We start from the raw sequence: 19,680 nt of genomic DNA, 5'->3' as shown, positions 1-19,680 counted from the left end.
CACCATGAGGGTGATCGCATTCCCTTCCTACCAAGGAGACAGACATGTCCTTTGTGAAACTGACGGTTTCCGCCCTGGCCCTCGGCGCGATTTCGGCCACAGCTGCCGCCGCCCGCGACGAGATCCGCATCGTCGGCTCGTCCACCGTGTTTCCCTATACCCAGGCAGTTGCCGAACAGTTCGCCAACAACACCGGCGCGCCGTCCCCGATCGTCGAGTCGACCGGCACCGGCGGCGGCATGAAGATCTTTTGCGGTGGCATCGGCGAAGGCCATCCCGACATCACCGGCGCCTCGCGCGCGATGAAGAAATCGGAATACGAGCTGTGCCAGGACAACGGCGTGACCGACATTTCCGAGGCCATGATCGGCTTTGACGGCTTGTCGATCGCCATTTCGCGCGGCAACGCGGCCGATTGGGACCTGTCGCTGGAACAGGTGTTCCTGGCCCTGGCCGCCGAGGTTCCGGTCGATGGCGCCATTGTTGCCAACCCCTATGAAAAGTGGTCGGACATCGACGAAAGCCTGCCCGCGACCGAGATCCTGGCCTATGGCCCGCCGCCGACCTCGGGCACCCGTGACGCCTTTGTCGAACTGGCGATGCACGCCGGCTGCAAGGCCAACGCCTGGGTTCAGGAGCAGGGCCTCAACAAGGACAAGAAATGGGTCAAGGAAAACTGCTCGCGCATGCGGCAGGACGGCCCCTTTGTCGAAGCCGGCGAGAATGACAACCTGATCGTGCAGCGCCTCGAAGCGGATGAGAACGCGGTCGGCATCTTTGGCTACTCCTTCCTCTACGAGAACCTCGACAAGCTGAAGGGCGTCAAGATCGGTGGTGTCGAGCCCTCGACCGATACCATCGCCGACAAGTCCTACCCGGTGTCGCGCCCGCTGTTCTTTTACGTCAAGAACGCCCATCGCGGTGTCATCCCCAACCTCGACGCCTTCATCGAGGAATACATGTCCGATGACGCGCTGGAAGCCGACGGCTACCTGGCCGAGCGTGGCCTGGTGGCCCTGTCGGACGATCGCCGCGTCGAGCTTCAGGACGCTGTTCTGAACGGCACAGCGATGACCGCGCCGGAATAAGCGACCCCAAAGACCCACTCCCCGGGCCGCGGTTTTGGCCCGGGGATCCATTTCTGGAAAGCGCCCGAACATGACAGCCCTTCCGTTTCTCCTGCTCATCCTGGCCACGCTGGCGGGCTATGTGCTCAACCGCATGGCCGCCCGGACGATCCGGGACAAGGGCGCCCGCCTGCATTCGATGGCCTCCTACCACGGGATGTTCTCGGCGCTGATGGTGCTGGTCCCTGTGTTGACCATCATCCTGTTGTGGTTGGTCCTGGAAGGGCCGGTGATTGACCGCCTCGTGATGTCCGGCCTGCCGGACGGCGTGCTGGACGGGCAGGGGACCGGTGCGGTCCAGCTTGTCCTGGCCGAGATCAAGTCCATTTCGCGCGGTCAGATCTTCGGCACCCCGGAAGAGTGGAAGATGGTCGCGGCAGAGCGCTACGGCGCGCTGCGGACCCAGTCCGACTGGTGGATGGTCGCGGTGGTTGCGGCCCTGGCGCTGGCCATCCTCGCCTTTGCCCGGTCCCGCGTCTCGGCCGAGTTCCGCGCGCGCCAGGGGGTCGAGCGGATCGTGTCGGGGTTGATGATCTTCTGCTCGACGGTCGCCATCTTCACCACCATCGGCATCATCGTGTCGCTGTCCTACGAGACCATCCGCTTCCTCGACCGGGTGCCGCTGACCGAGTTCCTGTTCGGCCTGAACTGGGAACCGCAGATCCCGCTGCGCGAGGACCAGGTCGCCGCCGAGGGCGCCTTTGGCTGGCTCCCGGTGATCCTGGGCACCATCGTCATCACGGTGGTGGCGCTGCTGGTGGCGGTGCCGGTCGGACTGCTTTCGGCGATCTACCTCAACGAATTCGCGCCCCGCAAACTGCGCGCCGTGGTCAAGCCGGTGCTCGAGATCCTCGCCGGTGTGCCCACCGTGGTCTACGGCTTTTTCGCCATCCTCGTGGTCGCCCCGGCGATCCGCACATTCGGCCAGTCGCTGGGGCTGGACGTGGCGCCCAACACCGCGCTGGCCGCCGGCGGCGTCATGGGCATCATGCTGGTTCCCTTCATCTCGTCCTTTGCCGATGATGCGCTGTCGGCGGTGCCGCGCGCCCTGCGCGACGCCGCGCTGGGGCTGGGCTCGACCCGTGCCGAGATGATGACGACCGTATTGTTTCCCGCCGCGATCCCCGGCATCGTCGGCGGTGTGCTGCTGGCGGTGAGCCGCGCCATCGGCGAGACCATGATCGTGGTCATGGCCGCCGGCCTGATCGCCAAGATGACTGTCAACCCGCTCGACAGCGTGACCACGGTGACCGTGCAGATCGTCACGCTTTTGATCGGCGACACCTCGTTCGACAACCCCAAGACGCTGGCTGCCTTCGCGCTCGGGATGATGCTGTTTCTTGTCACACTTATGATCAACGTCTTCGCGCTGCGCATCGTGCGCAAGTACCGCGAAGCCTATGATTGAGGCCCCCAGATGTCCGATATCACGCATGGCGCCGGAGCGCCGACCCCGAAACGGACCACCGAACTCGTGGCCGCCTCGCTCAAACGCCGCCACAGGAAACAGGCGCGGCTGAAATGGATCGGCCTCGGGGCCATCGGGCTGGCCTTCCTGATGCTGATCATCCTGGTCGGGTCGCTGGTCTCGACCGGCTGGCAGGCGTTCACCCAGACCCACGTGACCCTCGCGGTCTACATCGATCCCGAGGAGATCCGCGAAGAGCGGCTGCCGCGTGGCGGGTTCGACGACGCACTCGGCGCCTCGCTGGGCCGGATGCTGCCACAGGCGGACATGAGCCAGCGCAAGATCGCCAAATCGGTGGAAAAGATCCTGTCCAACGGCGCCCAGTTCAAGCTGCGCGACATGGTGGTGGCCGATCCCGAGCTGATCGGCCAGATAATCACCATGACGGTGCCGGTGGCCGACCCCTATGACCAGTTGAACAAGAAGCTGATCGACCGCGACACGCCGGAACAGAACCGCCGCGTCAAGGATGCCGAGATCGGCTATTTCGATGCGCTCAAGGCGCAGGGGGCGATTTCCAAGCCGTTCAACTGGGCGCTGTTCACCAATGCGGACTCGCGCTTTCCGGAGCTCGCGGGGCTGAAGGGCGCGCTGGCCGGGTCGTTCTGGGCGCTGCTCACCTGTTTCCTGATCTCGTTCCCGCTGGGGATCGGTGCAGCGATCTACCTCGAGGAGTTCGCGCCGAAAAACAAGTTCAGCGATTTCATCGAGGTGAACATCAACAACCTCGCCGCGGTGCCCTCGGTGGTGTTCGGCCTGCTGGCGCTGGCGGTCTTCATCGGGTGGTTCGGACTGCCGCGCTCGGCACCCTTCGTGGGCGGGCTGACGCTGGCGCTGATGACCATGCCGACGATCATCATCGCCACCCGCGCGGCGCTGAAATCGGTGCCCCCCTCGATCCGCGAGGCGGCCCTTGGCCTTGGCGCCTCGAAACAACAGGTGGTGTTCCAGCACGTGCTGCCGCTGGCGATGCCCGGCGTGCTGACCGGGACCATCATCGGCCTGGCCCAGGCCTTGGGCGAGACCGCGCCGCTGCTGCTGATCGGGATGAACGCCTTTATCACCTCGGCGGCCTCGAGCCCGTTCGACAGCGCCACCGCCCTGCCGACCCAGATCTTCATCTGGGCCGACAGCCCGGAACGCGGGTTCATGTCGCGCACCTCGGCAGCGATCCTCGTGCTGCTCGGATTCCTGGTGGCGATGAACGCGGTGGCGATTTTCCTGCGCCAGAAGTTCGAGAAAAAATGGTAAGAACCTGAGGACGCCCAACATGTACGATATAGCCAAAACGGAGAGTGCCTTGGAGCAGACCGATATCAAGATCGCGGCGCGCAACGTCCAGGTCTTTTACGGCGACACCCATGCCATCAAGGATGTGGATGTCGATATCGAGGACAAGACCGTGACCGCCTTCATCGGCCCGTCGGGCTGCGGCAAGTCGACCTTTCTGCGCTGCCTGAACCGAATGAACGATACCATCGACATCTGCCGGGTCACCGGCGACATCCTGCTGGACGGCGAGGACATCTATGACCCCAGGGTCGACCCGGTGCAGCTGCGCGCCAAGGTCGGCATGGTGTTCCAGAAGCCGAACCCGTTCCCCAAGTCGATCTATGACAACATTGCCTATGGGCCGCGCATTCACGGGCTGGCCCGTACCAAGGCCGAGCTGGACGAGATCGTCGAGAAATCACTGCGCCGGGGCGCGATCTGGGACGAGGTCAAGGACCGGCTGGATGCGCCGGGCACCGGGCTGTCGGGCGGACAGCAACAGCGGCTGTGCATCGCCCGCGCCATCGCCACCGAACCCGAGATCCTGTTGATGGACGAACCCTGCTCGGCGCTCGATCCGATCGCCACCGCCCAGGTCGAGGAGCTGATCGACGAGTTACGCCAGAACTATTCTGTCGTGATCGTCACCCACTCGATGCAGCAGGCCGCCCGCGTCAGCCAGAAGACCGCGTTCTTCCACCTCGGCAACCTCGTCGAGTTCGGGGAGACCGGGCATATTTTCACCAATCCCGAAGATCCGCGCACCGAAAGCTACATCACCGGTCGCATCGGCTAAGCGAACAGGAAACAGCATGTCAGAACAACATATTGCGACCGCCTTCGATCGCGATCTGGAGGCGATCCAGGCCCGGATCATGAAGATGGGCGGCCTTGTCGAGGCCGCGATCATGGAATCGGCGGGCTCGCTCGAGGCGCGCGACGAGGAGCAGGCCGAAAAGGTCCGCGCCGGAGATGCTGCCATCGACGCGCTCGAAGACCTGATCAACGAGGAAACCGCGCGGCTGATCGCGCTGCGCGCGCCGACCGCCGTCGACCTGCGCGTGGTGCTGTCGGTGATGAAGATCAGCGGCAACCTCGAACGCATCGGCGACTATGCCAAGAACATCGCCAAGCGGACCGGCGTGCTGGCGCAACTGCCGGCGGTGCCCGGCGCCACCGCATCGCTGCGCCGCATGGCGCGCGAGGTGGAACTGATGCTCAAGGACGCGCTGGACGCCTATATCCAGCGCGACGCCGAGCTGGCCCGCGACGTGGTCGAACGCGACCTCGAGGTCGACCAGATGTACAACGCCCTGTTCCGCGAGTTCCTGACCTTCATGATGGAGGATCCGCGCAGCATCACCGCCTGCATGCACCTGCATTTCATCGCCAAGAACATCGAGCGGATGGGGGACCATGTCACCGGTATCGCCGAGCAGGTCATCTACCTGGTCACCGGCGACCGCCCGGATGAAATCCGCGTCAAGGCCGACGACACCTCGGTCAGCATGTTGGAGGGCTAGGCGATGGCAGCCGATCAGCCGACCGTCCTGGTGGTCGAGGACGAATTGGCGCAAAGGGAAGTCCTTTCGTACAATCTCGACGCAGAGGGGTTTCGCGTGCTCAAGGCCGAGAACGGCGAAGAGGCGCTGCTTGTCGTCCAGGAGGACATGCCCGACATCATCGTGCTGGACTGGATGATGCCCAACCTCTCGGGCATCGAGGTGTGCCGCCGGCTCAAGTCCCGTCCCGAGACGCGTGCGATCCCGATCATCATGCTCTCGGCGCGGTCGGAAGAGGTGGACAAGGTGCGCGGGCTGGAGACGGGCGCCGACGATTACGTGGTCAAGCCATTCTCCGTCGTGGAACTGATGGCACGGGTGCGCACGCAGCTGCGCCGGGTGCGCCCCTCGACCGTGGGGCTGCGGCTGGAGTACGAGGACATCGTGCTGGACGCCGAGACCCACAAGGTCAGCCGGGCGGAGCACCCGCTGAAACTGGGCCCGACCGAGTTTCGCCTGCTGTCGACCTTCATGGAGAAACCGGGCCGGGTGTGGAGCCGCGAGCAATTGCTCGACCGGGTCTGGGGGCGCGACATCTATGTCGATACCCGCACGGTCGACGTGCATATCGGTCGGTTGCGCAAGGCGCTGACCCAGCACGGAGGCTCCGATCCGGTCCGCACCGTGCGCGGCGCGGGGTATGCCTTGGGGTGAGGCGCGCCCGGAGAAAGGTCCAGTGGACCTTTCTCAGCGCCGAACGGGCGGAGCCCCGAGAAAACCGGCGTCTTGCTGAAGACCACCGCTACGCCTGACCTTCCGACCTTCCGAAACCCGTTTCCGTCGGAGCCTCCGGCGGGAGTATTTGGAAAAGAGAAGAAGCGGGGGGGACCACCTCCCGGCGGCGCTTAGCGGGGCAGGGGGTCTTCGGGTTGGGCCTGCCCGCCGAGCCAGTCGCGAAAGACGGTGAGCGGAGGGTGGTGCGCCCGGGCCTGCGGCCAGACCAGGTAATAGGCGCCGGGCATTTCCGTGGCCGGGCCGAAGGGCGCCACGAGGCGACCGGTGGCGACGTCCTGTTCGGCCAGGTAATCGGGCAGGAGCGCCACCCCGAGCCCGTGCAGCGCGGCCTGGATGATCGCCGAGAACTGGTCATACATGGTGCCCGGCACCGGCCCGACCGTGGCGATGCCCTTGAGCGCCAACCAGTCCTGCCAAGCCCTCGGGCGCGTCTCGATATGCAAAAGCGGCATCGAGAGCAGCGCGCGCGGATCGCCGGTGGCATGGCCGGTGAGCAGCGCCGGCGCGCAGACCGGCAGCACCTGTTCGTGCTTGAGCAACAGCCGGTCGGTGCCGGGCCAGTCGCCGCTGCCGAAATGGATCGCGGCGTCGAAGGGCTCTCCGGTGAAGTTGAACGGGTGCAGGCGGGTGGCCATGTTGATCGTCACTTCCGGGTGCAACCGGGCGAAGTCGGGCAGGCGCGGCATCAGCCAGCGCATGCCGAAGGCGGGCAGGATGGCGAGGTTCAGCGCGCCGCCCGCCTGTGGAACCTGCAGCCGCATCGAGGCCTGGGCGATCTGGTGCAGGGCAGGGCGGATCTCGGCCACGTAGTCGCGCGCCGCCGGCGTCAGCGACAGCCGCTTGCGGCTGCGTTGGATCAGTTCGACCCCCATCTGTTCCTCCAGCGTCTGCAACTGGCGGCTGACGGCGCTTTGGGTCAGGGAGAGTTCCTCGGCCACCGCCGAGGCGCTGCCGAGGCGCTCCAACGCCTCCAGCGCCCGCAGAGAGGCAATCGAGGGCAGGAATCGGCGCGGCGCAATCATGTATTCCGTTTACTCATGAAACCATGCGAATGTCTTGCTGTTTCTTGCGCAAACCCTGTGATAGATCCCATGCAAACGCATATGACCAAGGAGACTGCGATGAACGCCCCCACACTCCGCGCCAAAGACGCCCCCGACCTGGCCGGGTTCGACTGGTCCGATCCGCTGCGGTTCAACGACCAGCTGACCGAGGACGAGCGCATGATCGCGGACAGCGCCCGTGCCTATGCCCAGGAAAAGCTGCAACCGCGGGTGCTCTCGGCCTTCGAGAACGAGGAGACCGACCCGGAGATCTTCCGCGAGATGGGCGAGATGGGCCTGTTGGGCACCACCGTCCCCGAGCAATACGGCGGCCTTGGCGCCGGTTATGTCAGCTATGGTCTGGTGGCGCGCGAAGTGGAGCGGGTCGATTCGGGCTATCGCTCGATGATGTCGGTGCAAAGCTCGCTGGTGATGTACCCGATCTATGCCTACGGCAGCGAGGAGCAGCGCCAGAAATACCTTCCCAAGCTGTCGAGCGGCGAGTTCATCGGCTGTTTCGGCCTGACCGAGCCCGATGCCGGATCGGACCCGGCCAGCATGAAGACCCGGGCCGAAAAGATCGACGGCGGCTATCGCCTGACCGGCAACAAGATGTGGATCTCCAACGCGCCGATCGCCGATGTTTTCGTGGTCTGGGCCAAGTCCGACGCCCATGACGGCAAGATCCGCGGGTTCGTCCTTGAGAAGGGCATGAAGGGGCTGAGCGCGCCCAAGATCCGCAACAAGATGAGCCTGCGCGCCTCGATCACCGGCGAAATCGTGATGGAGGGCGTCGAGGTGGGCGAGGACGCGCTGCTGCCCAACGTGCAGGGGCTGAAGGGGCCGTTCGGCTGTCTCAACCGCGCCCGCTATGGCATCAGCTGGGGCGTGATGGGCGCCGCCGAGGCCTGCTGGCACGGGGCGCGTCAATACGGGCTGGACCGCAAGCAGTTCAACCGCCCGCTGGCGCAGACCCAGCTGTTCCAGAAGAAACTGGCCGACATGCAGACCGAGATCACGCTGGGGCTGCAGGCCAGCCTGCGGGTCGGCCGCCTGATGGACGAGGCCAATGCCGCGCCCGAGATGATTTCGATCATCAAGCGCAACAACTGCGGCAAGGCGCTGGATATCGCGCGGATGGCCCGCGACATGCACGGTGGCAACGGCATCAGCCTGGAATTCCAGGTCATCCGCCACATGGTGAACCTGGAAACCGTGAACACCTATGAGGGCACCCATGATGTGCACGCGCTGATCCTGGGCCGCGCACAGACCGGGTTGCAGGCGTTCTTCTGATTGTAACGCACGGAAATTCATGGAAAAAGGCCGGGGCAACCCGGCCTTTTTCGCGTTTTTCGCACCTGAGGCATCCACGGCCGTTACCCGGGCTTCACAAGACAGCGATCTTACATATATAGAAACATCTATATGTAATGCCTACCCACGCCACGCTCCGCCGGATCGCGCGGACCCGACAGAAAGGTGCGTTCCCTTGAAGACGTTTCTGACCGCGCTGCCGCGCCTCTCACCCGACCGGCTGCAATCGGTGTTCCCGGTGCTGGACTGGGGCCGGCGTTATGACCGGGCGCAATTCGCCGGCGACATGACGGCGGCGGTGATCGTGACGATCATGCTGATCCCGCAATCGCTGGCCTATGCGCTGCTGGCGGGGCTGCCGGCCGAGGTCGGGCTGTATGCCTCGATCCTGCCGCTGGTGTTCTACGCGATCTTCGGCACCAGCCGGGCGCTGGCGGTGGGGCCGGTGGCCGTGGTTTCGCTGATGACCGCTTCGGCGCTGGCGCCGCTGGGGCTCAAAACCCTGGCGGAGTATACCGCCGCCGCCGCCGTTCTGGCGCTGTTGTCGGGGCTTGTTCTGCTGGGGATGGGGGTGTTGCGGCTGGGAGTGGTGGCCAATTTCCTGTCGCACCCGGTTATCGCGGGGTTCATCACCGCCTCGGGCATCCTGATCGCCTCGAGCCAGATGAAACACATCCTGGGGATCAAGGCGCATGGCCACACGCTGCCCGAGATCCTCGGGTCGATCTGGACGGAACTGCCGCAGACCAACGGACCGACGCTGGTGATCGGGGGGATCGCGCTGGCCTTTCTGTTCTGGGTACGCAAGGGGCTGGCGGGGTTGCTGAAATCCCGGTTCGGGATGAGCGCCCATGCCGCCGCCACCACCGCCCGCGTCGGTCCGGTCTTCGCGGTGATCGGCACCACCGTCGCCGCATGGGCGCTGGACCTGCCGGGGGCAGGGGTCTCGGTAGTGGGAACCGTGCCCACCGGTCTGCCGCCGCTGGGCCTGCCGAGCATGGATGTCGGCCTGTTGTCGGCGCTGATCGGACCGGCGGTGCTGATCTCGATCATCGGCTACGTCGAAAGCGTCTCGGTGGCACAGACGCTGGCGGCCAAGCGCAAGCAGCGGATCGAGCCGAACCAGGAGTTGATCGCGCTGGGGGCCTCCAACATCTCGTCCGGTTTGTCGGGCGGCTACCCGGTGACAGGCGGGTTCGCGCGGTCAGTGGTGAATTTCGACGCCGGCGCACAGACACCGGCCGCCGGGGCGTTTACCGCCGTGGGGCTGTTGCTGGCGGCGCTGATGCTGACGCCGCTGCTCTATTTCCTGCCCAAGGCGACACTGGCGGCCACCATCATCGTGGCGGTGCTGTCGCTGGTCGATCTGTCGATCCTGACCCGCGCCTGGTCCTATTCCCGGGCTGATTTCGCCGCCGTGCTGGGCACCATCGTGTTGACGCTGGGGGTCGGGGTCGAGGTCGGTGTCGCCACCGGCGTCCTGGTGTCGCTGGCGCTGTTCGTCTGGAAAACCTCGCGACCGCATGTGGCCGAGGTGGGGCAGGTGCCCGGCAGCCAGCATTTCCGCAACATCCATCGCCACAAGGTGATCACCGATCCGGCGATCCTGACGCTGCGCATCGACGAGAGCCTGTATTTCGCCAATGCCCGGCGGATGGAGGATCTGATCCTGGCCCGCGTGTACCAAAACCGGGACCAGTTGAAACACGTGGTCCTGATGTGCTCGGCGGTAAACGAAATCGACCTCAGCGCGCTGGAATCGCTTGAGGCGATCAATCAACGGCTGACGGACCAGGGCATCACGCTGCATCTGTCCGAGGTGAAGGGGCCGGTGATGGACCGGCTGAAATGCAGCCATTTCCTCGATGAGCTGTCCGGCGAGGTGTTCTTGTCGCAATACGATGCCTTTGCCACGCTGACCGGGCGACTGCACACCGGAGACAAATCCGTGGCCTGACAAGGGGGCGGCGCCGGGATATTTCCCGGCGTCATCGCGGGTACACTTGGTTCCTATAATCGGTATTATGTATAAAACAGATCTCATTGACCCTGGGCTGAGACAAGAAAACCTTAGAAATCCATACGGATAAACCCAAAAGCCAGCATACCCTCAACTGTACAACGGTAACTCCACTGCGCAATCCCGACCGCAAGCGGCACGAAATATTGCGAAATGACGTTTCGTTCTGCGGTATTGGCAGACGGGAGTTTCCTCACTAACCTCACCCCTGGAGGAGTTGGAGTCGCGCATACCCCACGCGCGCTCCGTCAAAGGGAGGAAAGCAATGCGCGCAATCAAACGTGCCGCCCCGTGGTCGCGGGGCCTCGTGTCATGACGGCCGTCACACTGGACGCGGCCATAGCCCGCGTCACCGAAGAGAACCCGATCTTCGAGACCCATGAGACCATGATCCGAGGTACCCGTTGTCGGGCGTTCCGCAACACGCCGCCGCATATCCGGGCGCTGATGCAGGCCAGCCGCAACCCCCAGGGCGACGGCGCCGCCGAGTACCTGGTCTTTGGTGACGAACGCTGGAGTTACGACGAATTCTGTTCGGACTCCAACCGGTTGGCATCGGTGCTTCAGACTCGGTTCGGGATATCCAAGGGGGATCGCGTCGCCATCGCCATGCGGAATTGCCCGGAGTTGTTGCTGTTGATCACCGCGATCGCCTCCATCGGCGGCGTCGTCGTGTTTCTCAACGCGTGGTGGACCACCGAGGAACTGGACTACGCGCTTGAGGATACCGGCGTGCGGCTGGTCTTTGCGGACGAAAAACGGATCGACAGGCTTCGCCCGTTGGAACCGGTGCGAAACCTCACGCTGGTTGAGACCCGCGATGCAGAGGGAACTGTAAACGCAGAATTTTCCGATCTTCTTGCCGGGGCGGAAACCGACGCCTGGCCCGAGGTCGAGATCGACACCGACGATGATTTCGCGATCATGTATTCCTCGGGCACCACCAGCGACCCCAAGGGCGTGGTGCAGACCCACCGGGGCGCGGTCAACGCGGTGTTTACCTGGCTCATGCAGGCCTTGATCGCCCCCCTGCTGGACCCGCCCGACGATCCCGACGCCCCTGCCCCGCGCTCGATCTTCCTGGTCGCCACGCCGCTGTTTCATGTCACCGCGACCCATCCGGTCTTCCTGCTCAGCCTGCCGGCGGGCTCTAAGCTGGTGGTGATGGATCGTTGGGATGCCGATACCGCCGTGCGCCTGATCCGCGAGGAGAAAATCACGCGTTTTCTGGGTGTTCCAACCCAAAGCGCAGACCTGTCCGAGGCGGCGGAGCGAATGGGCGAGACGCTTGAAACGCTGGACTATATCGGCGCCGGCGGCGCCAAGCGTCCGGCGGCACAGGTGGCCGAACTGTCGCGCCGCTTTCCCAAGGCGGATATCGCGACCGGCTGGGGCATGACCGAGACCAACGCCAATGGCATCGGCATGCTCGGCAAGGATTACATCGCGCGGCCGGGCGCGGCCGGGCGACTATATCCCCCGGTGCAGGAGTTGCGGTTCCTCGACGATGACGGGCGCGACGTGGCGCCGGGCGAGATCGGCGAGATCACCGTAAGAAGCCCCTGCAACATGCGGTGTTACCTGAATAAACCGGAGGCGACGCAAGAGGTGATGCAGGACGGCTGGCTGCGCACTGGCGACCTGGGGCGGATCGATGCCGACGGCTTTGTCACCATCGTCGATCGCAAGAAGAACATCATCATCCGCGGCGGTGAGAACATCGCCTGTCTCGATGTCGAGGACGCGCTGCACCGCCACCCGGCCGTGGCCGAGGCCTGTGCCTTCGCCCTGCCCCATGCCCGGCTGGGCGAAGTGGTGGGCGCGGGGGTCCAGATACGCCCCGGACAAACCGCGACGCAGGAGGAGTTGCGCGCCTTCCTTGCCGAGCATGTCGCGCATTTCAAGGTGCCGGAGCGGATCTGGACCCAGGTCGATCCCCTGCCCCGCGGTGCCACCGACAAGATCGACCGCCGGGCCCTACGCGCCATCTGCCTGCCGGACTGGGACGATCCATCGGCCCCGCAACCCCCTGAACAAGAACATCAAGAACTGGAATCAAACGCATGAACTTATTTGATCTTTCGGGAAAGGTTGCGCTCTTGACCGGGGCCTCCAAGGGCATGGGACAAGCGATGGCGACGGCGCTGGCCGAGCATGGTGCAACCGTCGTCATCTCGGCCCGCAAGCAGGACCGGCTGGACGAGGCAGCAGCCGAGATCAACGCCGCGGTCGGCGCAGACCGCGCGATCCCGGTGGCCTGCAACGTCGGCCACAAGGACCAGTTGCAGGCGCTGGTCGAGACCGCCCGCGCAAAGGCCGGCCCGATCGACATCGTGGTCGGCAACGCGGGCGTGAACCCTTATTACGGCCCGACCTCGGAAATCCCCGACGAGGCCTATGAAAAGACCATGGCGGCGAACGTGCAGTCGAACCTCTGGCTGGCCCAGATGACGGTGTCCGACATGGTGGACAAGGGCGCGGGGTCGATGATGTTCACCTCCTCCGTCGGCGCCTTCAAACCCTCTGACACGCTGGGCACCTACTGCATGTCCAAGCTGGCGCTGATCGGGCTGGTACGCAACCTCGCGGCCGAATTCGGCCCGAAGGGGGTGCGGTTCAACGCCATTTGTCCCGGCCTCGTGCGCACCGAATTCGCGCGCGAACTTTGGGACAACCCGCAGGTGGCCGAGCGGATCATGAATGACATCCCGCTGCGCCGTTTGGGCGAGCCGGAGGATTTCAAGGGGCTGGCGGTTTTCCTCGCATCGGACGCCAGCCGATACATGACCGGCCAGGCGTTGACCGTCTGCGGCGGCTCGAACATGTGGACGTAAGGAATTGACATGCAAGTAAAAGACAAGATCGTCGTCGTCACTGGCGCAGCCGGCGGCATCGGCGCGGCGATGGCCGAGTGCTTTGCCGCCGCCGGCGCGAAACGGGTGGTCTGTGCCGACCTGAACGAGGCGGGTGCCAAGGCGGTGGCCGACCGGATCGGCGGCATCGCCATGGGGTGCAACGTCGGCGTCGAGGCCGAGATCGCCGCGTTGATCGACAGGACCGAACAAGAGGTCGGCCCCATCGACCTGTTCTGTTCCAACGCCGGCATCCTCGCCATCGGCGGCGTCGAGGTGCCAGACGCGGAGTGGCAAAAGATCTGGGAGGTCAACGTGATGGCCCATGTCTGGGCCGCCCGCCACCTGGTGCCGCGCATGAGCGCACGCGGCGGTGGCTACCTGCTCAACACCGCCTCGGCGGCAGGGCTGTTGAACCAGGTCGGCTCGGCGCCCTACGGGGTGACGAAACATGCCGCCGTCGGCCTCGCGGAATGGCTGGCACTGACCTATGGCGACCAGGGCATCAAGGTCTCGGTGCTGTGCCCGCAGGCGGTACGCTCGGCGATGACGCAGGGCCACGAAGAGGGGGTCGCCGCGCTCGACGGCATGTTGGAGCCCGAACCGGTGGCGTTGGCCTGTCTAAAGGCGATCGAGGAGGAGACCTTCCTCGTGCTGCCGCATCCGCAGGTGCTGGAGTACATGCGCCTGAAGACCGCCGATTATGACCGATGGATCAGCGGCATGCGCAAGCTGAACCGGCAGTTCGGCGGCAAGGTCGAGGGCAAGTGAGAAAAGCCGCGCGCGCTGTTCACCTGGGCATCGCGCGCGGACCCGTTGCGGCCCCGGTCGATCACTTCGGCTTGTAGGGGCGCATCAACCCTTCTTGCGCGGTGCTGGCGACCAGCCGCCCGTCACGGGCAAAGATCTTGCCTCGGTTGAAGCCGCGCGCGCCGCCGGTAAAGGGCGCATCCATGCTGTAAAGGTGCCAGTCCTCGAAGGCGAGCGGACCGTGGAACCACATGGAGTGATCGAGGCTCGCCGTCATCACCTCTCCGGTGAACCAGGTCAGCCCGTGCGGCCGCAGAGAGGATCCCAAGAGGTTCATGTCCGAGGCATAGGCCAGCAGGATATGCTGCATCTGCGGGCTGGCCCCGGCAGCGGCCTCCATGCGGAACCACAGGTGGTTGACGTCGCTCTCGGGCTTCGGATCGACCAGGTCGCGCGGCTCGACCTCGCGGATCTCGATCGGGCGCGGGCGCAGGAAATCGCGGCGCATGTGTTCGGGGATATGCGGCGCCCAGCGGTCGCGCAGGTCCTCGCGGTTCAACAGCCCCTCGGGCCCCGCGACCTGGGGCATCTCGTGCTGATAATCCCAGCCCTCTTCCTCTGAATGAAAGGAGGCAGCCATGTTCAGGATCTGCTTGCCGTGCTGGATCGCCACCACCCGGCGGGTGGTGAAACTGCCGCCATCGCGGGCCCGGTCGACCTGGTAGATCACCGGGATCGAGGGGTCGCCGGGCCGGATGAAATAGGCGTGCAGCGAATGGCACAGTCGATCCGGCACCGTGCGATAGGCCGCCGCCAATGCCTGGGCGATCACCTGCCCGCCATAGATCCTCTTGCTGGTCTCGCCGCCGGAACCGATACCACGGAACAGATCGACCTCCAGCCGTTCTATATCCAGCAGGCTCAGCAGTTCGGCGGCGACATCGGTCATCTAGGTTCCTTTCTCGGTCGGTCAGCTTCGCGCAGCGGCATAAGCGATGAAGGTCTCGAAACTGTCCGGGTTGGCCATCGAATCGCGGTTTACCACGGTTTCGGGATCGGCCCCCAGCAAGAGTTTCTTGACCGGCACCTCGAGCTTCTTGCCCGACAGCGTGCGCGGCACCTCGGGGATCTGCACGATCTCGTTCGGCACGAACCGGGCCGAGACCGAGGCGCGGATCGCACCGTTGATCTTTTCCTTCAGCGCGTCGTCCAGCGTCAAGCCGGGCGCCAGCACCACGAAGAGCGGCATGAAACTGTCCCGACCAAGGAATTCGAGGTCGATGACCATCGAATCCATCACCTCTTCCAGCCCCTCGACCGCCTGGTAGATCTCGGACGAACCCAGCCGCAGCCCCTTGCGGTTGATGGTGGCGTCGGATCGGCCGAAGATCACCGATCCGCCCTCTCGCGTGATCTCGATCCAGTCGCCGTGACGCCAGATGCCCGGATAGGTGTCGAAATAGCTGTCGTGCAGGCGCGATCCGTCCTCGTCGCCCCAGAAGTAAAGCGGCATCGAGGGCAGCGGCTCGGTACAGACCAGTTCGCCCACCTCTCCGAACAGCTCGTTGCCCATGTCGTCAAAGGCGCGCACCGCGTTGCCCAGCGAACGGCACTGCATCTCGCCCGCGCGCACCGGCAGCATCGGGTTGCCACAGACGAAGGCACCGCCAAAGTCCGTCCCGCCCGAGATCGGCGCCAGCCAGATGTCGCGGTCGACCGCGTCATAGATCCAGTCGTAGCCGTCCGAGGTCAGCGGCGAGCCGGTGGTGCCCAGCGATTTGAGCGCGCTCAGGTCGAGCTCGTCGCGGGGGCGAATGCCGGCCTTGATGCAGACGGTGACATAGGCCGCGCCGACACCGAGATAGGTGAACTTTTCATCCGCCGCGAAGCGCCACAGCGCCATCATGTCGGGGTGGTTCGGCGCGCCGTCGAACATGGCCAGCGTCGCCCCCTGCCCCAGCGCCACGAACTGCGCGTTCCACATGATCCATCCCGAGGACGTCAGCCAGCAGTACCGGTCACCGGCGCGCAGATCCTGGTGCAGCGATTGTTTCGCCCCCTCCAGGATAATGCCGCCATGCCCGTGCACGATGGGCTTGGGGTTGCCGGTGGTGCCCGAGGAATAGACGATCCAAAGCGGATGATCGAAGGGCACCTGCGCGAACTCCGGCTCGGCGATGTCGCCGGTCAGGTCGGACCAGTCCACCGCGCCCTCCGTAACCTCGCCCACCACCGGCACCAGAATGCGCTGCTCCAGCGTCGGCAGCCCGTCAAAGATCGTCGCCAGCACCTCGCGCCGGTCGATCATCTTGCCGGCGTGAACATAGCCGTCCTGCGCAATGATCACCTTGGGCTCGATCTGGCGGAACCGGTCAAGGATCGCCACATGCCCCATGTCGGGGGCGCAAAGCGACCAGATCGCGCCGATGCTGGCGGTGGCAAGGCAGGCAATCAGCGCGGTTTCCGTGTTGGGCAGGATGGCAACCACCCGATCGCCTTGCGTCACGCCCATGGCGCGGAATCGCGCCGCGACACTGGCCACCTGCGCCGACAGTTCGGCGCCGCTCAGCCGGCTGTCGCCAAAGGTCTCGGAGCGGACCACCACCGCCTCGGCCTCGGGGCGGGTCTGCGACGGGCGCAGCATGACCTCGGCGAAATTCATCCGCCCGCCCGGGCACCAGACGGCACCGGGCATCTTGCGTTCCGCCAGCATGGTGTCGCAACGACGGCTGGCCGGGATGTCGAAAAAGTCCCAGATCGCCAACCAGAAGGCGTCCAGGTCTGTCACGCTCCAGTCCCAGAGGTCATTGTAGGTCTCGAATGTCAGCCCGCGCTTCTCGTCAAGCCAGCGCATGAATTCGGCCATGCGGCTCCCCTCGATGCGATCCTTGCCCGGGGTCCAGAGGATGGGACGTTCTGCGCTCATGATAGTACTGCTCCGTGCACCAGCGCCTTCAACTCGGCGCGACTTGGGTATGAACTCGACGGCGAAAGCTGGGTGAAGAACACAACGCTCATATCCAGCACGCGGTCGATCCAGAAAAAGGTCGAGGCCATGCCGCCCCAACTGAAATCGCCAATATTTCCGGGACTTCTGGCACGTCCTGCATCCAGAACCACAGCCCCACCAAGGCCGAAGCCCATGCCCTCCATCGGCTGTTCGGCAAAGCTTTGCGGCCCCATCGCGGCAATGTCGCCCGGCAGGTGGTTGCGCATCATGAAGTCCAGCGTCGAGGGGCTCAGCAGACGCCCCCCGTCACAGACCCCGCCCCGGCGCAGCATCTCCGCGAACTTCATGTAATCGTCGAGGGTGCCGACAAGGCCACCGCCACCGGAATAGAGGCTAGCCGCCTCGAAGGGCGAACCGCCGGCCTGGTCGACCTCGCGCAGCGTGTCGCGCCCCTCTTTCGCGGCGTTCAGCGCCATCGCGTCCCCGGCCAGCGGCGTGTAGAGCGAGGCGAACCGGTCGCCCGCGCCCCGGGGCACCGAGAACGCGGTTTCGGTCATGCCGAGGGGGCCGAGGATCTCGTCGGCGAAAAATTCGGCCAGAGTGCGGCCCGAGACCACCTCGACCACGCGGCCGATGATGTCGATGCCCACGGAGTATTCCCAGCGGGTGCCGGGCCGAAACGCCAGCGGCAACGCCGCGACCTGGTCGGCCATCGCCTCCAGCGACCCCTGGTTCGGCTTGAACATCATGTCCTGCGCGTCCATCTCCCTCGACAACACGCCGGGATTGAACGGGTAGCTCAACCCGCTGGTATGGGTCAGAAGCTGATGCAGCGTCGGCGTGGCGCAGGGCTCGGTCTGGTCGATCCGCTCGGCGCCGGGAACCAGCGCCCGCATGTCCGAGAACGCCGGGATGAACTCGGACACCGGGGCGTCGAGGTGAAACAGCCCCTCCTCCGCCAGCATCATCAACGCGACCGAGGTGATCGGCTTGGTCATCGAGTAGATGCGCACGATCGTGTCGCGCGTGAACGGCAAGCCGGTCTCGATCCGGCGCGCGCCGGTGGCGTGGAAATAGACCTCCTCGCCACCGCGGGCGATCAGGACCGAACTGCCGGGATATTTCCGCGCCTCGACATAGCGGTCCATCCATGCACCGATCCGATCGAGACGACTGGGGTCAAACCCCCGATCCTGCGGTTTCGCGGTTTCCATTTGATATGCTCCTCCCCTCACGGCCGCGCGAGCGGCCGCCTCTCCTGTACAGTTTTCCCGCGATTTCGTACGGATGTCGAGGCGCCGGGCCGACCTGATCCGAAACTGACGTAACGGCGCGCCTCAGCCGATCATCCGGCGCATGGCATCGCGGGTCTGGACGTTGAACCACCCCCCCTCCGGGGCGTTGGCGCCCTGCGCGATGGCGGCTTCGCAGGCGGTGATCGCCGGTTGCCGGACCTGCCGCTTGACCGAGGCATAGGCGATCGACGGGATATCGGCCAGCGCCCGCGCCTCGGCCAGTGCGCGATCCAGCACGATGCCGCTGTCTTCTTCAAGAACATCGACGATGCCTTCTGCCATGGCCTGTTTCACATCAATCGGTTGTCCGGTCTGCATCAACCGACGCAGCGTATTCGGCCCCAGGGTCGCGCGGGCGATTTCCATCGTCGGAGCCGGGAAATCGACGCCCACCCGCACCTCGGCCAACCCGAAACTGGCGCGGGGGCCGGCGACGCGTACATCGCTGCCAAGAACATAGAACAGCCCGCCGGCAAGAGCTGCGCCGCCCACCGCCGCCACGACGGGTTTGGGAAAGGCGAACAGCGCCAGGAAGGCGACGTTCAGCGCCTCGACGATGGCATGTTGCTGGGCAAGGTCGTAGTCCTGTGCCTCTTTCAGGTCAAGACCGGCCGAGAACACCTTGAACGGGCTGGAAAGAACTACCGCGCGCACGCTGTCGTCCTGCTCCATCCCGGCCAGCATGTCCGCCATCCCCATCAGGAAGGCGGGGCTGAGAGCGTTGACCGGCCCCCGGTTCAACTCGATCCCCATGATCCCCTCGCCGTAATCCTTTCGAACCAGATGTTCCGATGCCGTCATTCCGTGCCTCCCTTACGGTGCTTGCGTTCCTTTTCAAAATCTTCGCTGATCTCGGCCACCACGTCCCGCGCGCTCAGCTCCGCGCCGCAGTCCGGGCAGGTCAGCCCCGGGTCGATCACCGCGCCGCATCCCTTGTGGGTGAGCCGGACCGAACTGCCGCCCAGCCATTCCTGCCCCCAGTTGCGCAGGGTGATGATCACTGGCCAGAGGCCCCGGCCCTTGTCGGTCAGCAGGTATTCGAACCGCGGTGGGTGATCGCAATAGCGTCTGCGGCGCAAAATGCCGTCGTCACACAGCTGCTTGAGCCTCTGGCTCAGCAAATGCGGAGAAGCCCCTGTTTGCGCCTGAAAATCATCGAACCTACGTGTGCCGACGAAGGCCTCGCGCAGGATCATCAGCACCCAGGGATCGCCGACACGCTCGATCGCGCGCGAGACCGGGCAACTCGAATTCGCCAGATCCGATCGACCCATTTCCCCCTCCCTGCG

At 65.0% G+C, this 19,680-nt stretch carries 17 protein-coding genes; 11 read left to right on the top strand and 6 right to left on the bottom strand.

The features are described from left to right. Nucleotides 1-44 precede the first annotated feature (44 nt). The 6 genes from ABWV23_RS00265 to phoB all read left to right on the top strand — a co-directional run bounded on the left by ABWV23_RS00265 (nt 45) and on the right by phoB (nt 6,083). Nucleotides 45-1,088, top strand: coding sequence for a substrate-binding domain-containing protein (locus ABWV23_RS00265; protein ID WP_353343717.1), 1,044 nt, complete (start codon nt 45-47; stop codon nt 1,086-1,088). A gap of 70 nt (nt 1,089-1,158) precedes the next feature. Beyond that, a complete protein-coding gene (gene pstC, locus ABWV23_RS00260) occupies nt 1,159-2,535 on the top strand; it encodes a phosphate ABC transporter permease subunit PstC (protein WP_353343715.1) in 1,377 nt (458 codons plus the stop codon). Nucleotides 2,536-2,544: 9 nt separating this feature from the next. Further along, nucleotides 2,545-3,846: a phosphate ABC transporter permease PstA gene (gene pstA / locus ABWV23_RS00255; RefSeq protein WP_353343713.1), complete on the top strand. Its 1,302-nt coding sequence runs from the start codon at nt 2,545-2,547 to the stop codon at nt 3,844-3,846. A 19-nt stretch (nt 3,847-3,865) separates the two neighbouring features. After that, nucleotides 3,866-4,663, top strand: a complete 798-nt coding sequence (pstB, locus tag ABWV23_RS00250) for a phosphate ABC transporter ATP-binding protein PstB (protein WP_353343711.1) — start codon at nt 3,866-3,868, stop codon at nt 4,661-4,663. 16 nt (nt 4,664-4,679) lie between these two features. After that, nucleotides 4,680-5,390: a phosphate signaling complex protein PhoU gene (gene phoU, locus ABWV23_RS00245; protein ID WP_353343709.1), complete on the top strand. Its 711-nt coding sequence runs from the start codon at nt 4,680-4,682 to the stop codon at nt 5,388-5,390. A gap of 3 nt (nt 5,391-5,393) precedes the next feature. Further along, nucleotides 5,394-6,083, top strand: coding sequence for a phosphate regulon transcriptional regulator PhoB (gene phoB, locus ABWV23_RS00240; RefSeq protein ID WP_353343707.1), 690 nt, complete (start codon nt 5,394-5,396; stop codon nt 6,081-6,083). A gap of 191 nt (nt 6,084-6,274) precedes the next feature. Here the strand turns inward: phoB and ABWV23_RS00235 are convergent, their stop codons facing one another. Beyond that, nucleotides 6,275-7,186, bottom strand: coding sequence for a LysR family transcriptional regulator (locus tag ABWV23_RS00235; RefSeq protein ID WP_353343705.1), 912 nt, complete (start codon nt 7,184-7,186; stop codon nt 6,275-6,277). Nucleotides 7,187-7,285: 99 nt separating this feature from the next. Between ABWV23_RS00235 and ABWV23_RS00230 the strand changes: the two genes are divergently transcribed. The 5 genes from ABWV23_RS00230 to ABWV23_RS00210 all read left to right on the top strand — a co-directional run bounded on the left by ABWV23_RS00230 (nt 7,286) and on the right by ABWV23_RS00210 (nt 14,167). After that, on the top strand, nt 7,286-8,503 hold the full coding sequence (locus ABWV23_RS00230) for an acyl-CoA dehydrogenase (protein ID WP_353343703.1): 1,218 nt from the start codon (nt 7,286-7,288) through the stop codon (nt 8,501-8,503). A gap of 196 nt (nt 8,504-8,699) precedes the next feature. Next, nucleotides 8,700-10,481, top strand: a complete 1,782-nt coding sequence (locus ABWV23_RS00225) for a SulP family inorganic anion transporter (protein WP_353343701.1) — start codon at nt 8,700-8,702, stop codon at nt 10,479-10,481. 375 nt (nt 10,482-10,856) lie between these two features. Then, a complete protein-coding gene (locus tag ABWV23_RS00220; protein WP_353343699.1) occupies nt 10,857-12,611 on the top strand; it encodes a class I adenylate-forming enzyme family protein in 1,755 nt (584 codons plus the stop codon). Further along, nucleotides 12,608-13,378, top strand: coding sequence for an SDR family NAD(P)-dependent oxidoreductase (locus tag ABWV23_RS00215; RefSeq protein WP_353343697.1), 771 nt, complete (start codon nt 12,608-12,610; stop codon nt 13,376-13,378). Before ABWV23_RS00220 ends, ABWV23_RS00215 begins: the two co-directional genes overlap by 4 nt. A gap of 9 nt (nt 13,379-13,387) precedes the next feature. After that, the gene (locus ABWV23_RS00210) at nt 13,388-14,167 is read left to right on the top strand and encodes an SDR family oxidoreductase (protein WP_353343695.1); all 780 of its coding nucleotides are present in this window, start codon (nt 13,388-13,390) and stop codon (nt 14,165-14,167) included. A gap of 61 nt (nt 14,168-14,228) precedes the next feature. Here ABWV23_RS00210 and ABWV23_RS00205 read toward each other — a convergent pair whose 3' ends face one another. The 5 genes from ABWV23_RS00205 to ABWV23_RS00185 all read right to left on the bottom strand — a co-directional run bounded on the left by ABWV23_RS00205 (nt 14,229) and on the right by ABWV23_RS00185 (nt 19,665). After that, nucleotides 14,229-15,095 (bottom strand): acyl-CoA thioesterase, encoded by an 867-nt coding sequence (locus ABWV23_RS00205; protein ID WP_353343693.1) that lies wholly within the window; start codon nt 15,093-15,095, stop codon nt 14,229-14,231. A 21-nt stretch (nt 15,096-15,116) separates the two neighbouring features. Beyond that, complete coding sequence (locus ABWV23_RS00200) at nt 15,117-17,072, bottom strand: acetoacetate--CoA ligase (RefSeq protein WP_353343691.1); 1,956 nt, start codon at nt 17,070-17,072, stop codon at nt 15,117-15,119. After that, nucleotides 17,069-18,310, bottom strand: a complete 1,242-nt coding sequence (locus tag ABWV23_RS00195; protein WP_353343689.1) for a serine hydrolase domain-containing protein — start codon at nt 18,308-18,310, stop codon at nt 17,069-17,071. The genes ABWV23_RS00200 and ABWV23_RS00195 overlap by 4 nt, the downstream gene beginning before the upstream one ends. Before the next feature lie 123 nt (nt 18,311-18,433). Next, nucleotides 18,434-19,192, bottom strand: a complete 759-nt coding sequence (locus ABWV23_RS00190; protein ID WP_353343687.1) for an enoyl-CoA hydratase/isomerase family protein — start codon at nt 19,190-19,192, stop codon at nt 18,434-18,436. Then, entirely contained in the window at nt 19,189-19,665 is a 477-nt protein-coding gene (locus ABWV23_RS00185; RefSeq protein WP_353343685.1) for a winged helix-turn-helix transcriptional regulator, read from the bottom strand. Before ABWV23_RS00185 ends, ABWV23_RS00190 begins: the two co-directional genes overlap by 4 nt. Nucleotides 19,666-19,680 lie beyond the last annotated feature (15 nt).

It is taken from the genome of Aquicoccus sp. SU-CL01552, from assembly GCF_040365005.1.
Classification (GTDB): Bacteria; Pseudomonadota; Alphaproteobacteria; order Rhodobacterales; family Rhodobacteraceae; genus Antarcticimicrobium.
This window is presented reverse-complemented; position numbering and strand designations above follow the sequence as displayed.

Excerpts from the sequence above, each read along its gene's own strand:
- ABWV23_RS00265 (WP_353343717.1), top strand. The coding sequence starts at position 45 with ATGTCCTTTGTGAAACTGACGGTTTCCGCCCTGGCCCTCGGCGCGATT.
- pstC (WP_353343715.1), top strand. The coding sequence starts at position 1,159 with ATGACAGCCCTTCCGTTTCTCCTGCTCATCCTGGCCACGCTGGCGGGC.
- pstA (WP_353343713.1), top strand. The coding sequence starts at position 2,545 with ATGTCCGATATCACGCATGGCGCCGGAGCGCCGACCCCGAAACGGACC.
- pstB (WP_353343711.1), top strand. The coding sequence starts at position 3,866 with ATGTACGATATAGCCAAAACGGAGAGTGCCTTGGAGCAGACCGATATC.
- phoU (WP_353343709.1), top strand. The coding sequence starts at position 4,680 with ATGTCAGAACAACATATTGCGACCGCCTTCGATCGCGATCTGGAGGCG.
- phoB (WP_353343707.1), top strand. The coding sequence starts at position 5,394 with ATGGCAGCCGATCAGCCGACCGTCCTGGTGGTCGAGGACGAATTGGCG.
- ABWV23_RS00235 (WP_353343705.1), bottom strand. The coding sequence starts at position 7,186 with ATGATTGCGCCGCGCCGATTCCTGCCCTCGATTGCCTCTCTGCGGGCG.
- ABWV23_RS00230 (WP_353343703.1), top strand. The coding sequence starts at position 7,286 with ATGAACGCCCCCACACTCCGCGCCAAAGACGCCCCCGACCTGGCCGGG.
- ABWV23_RS00220 (WP_353343699.1), top strand. The coding sequence starts at position 10,857 with ATGACGGCCGTCACACTGGACGCGGCCATAGCCCGCGTCACCGAAGAG.
- ABWV23_RS00215 (WP_353343697.1), top strand. The coding sequence starts at position 12,608 with ATGAACTTATTTGATCTTTCGGGAAAGGTTGCGCTCTTGACCGGGGCC.
- ABWV23_RS00210 (WP_353343695.1), top strand. The coding sequence starts at position 13,388 with ATGCAAGTAAAAGACAAGATCGTCGTCGTCACTGGCGCAGCCGGCGGC.
- ABWV23_RS00205 (WP_353343693.1), bottom strand. The coding sequence starts at position 15,095 with ATGACCGATGTCGCCGCCGAACTGCTGAGCCTGCTGGATATAGAACGG.
- ABWV23_RS00200 (WP_353343691.1), bottom strand. The coding sequence starts at position 17,072 with ATGAGCGCAGAACGTCCCATCCTCTGGACCCCGGGCAAGGATCGCATC.
- ABWV23_RS00195 (WP_353343689.1), bottom strand. The coding sequence starts at position 18,310 with ATGGAAACCGCGAAACCGCAGGATCGGGGGTTTGACCCCAGTCGTCTC.
- ABWV23_RS00190 (WP_353343687.1), bottom strand. The coding sequence starts at position 19,192 with ATGACGGCATCGGAACATCTGGTTCGAAAGGATTACGGCGAGGGGATC.
- ABWV23_RS00185 (WP_353343685.1), bottom strand. The coding sequence starts at position 19,665 with ATGGGTCGATCGGATCTGGCGAATTCGAGTTGCCCGGTCTCGCGCGCG.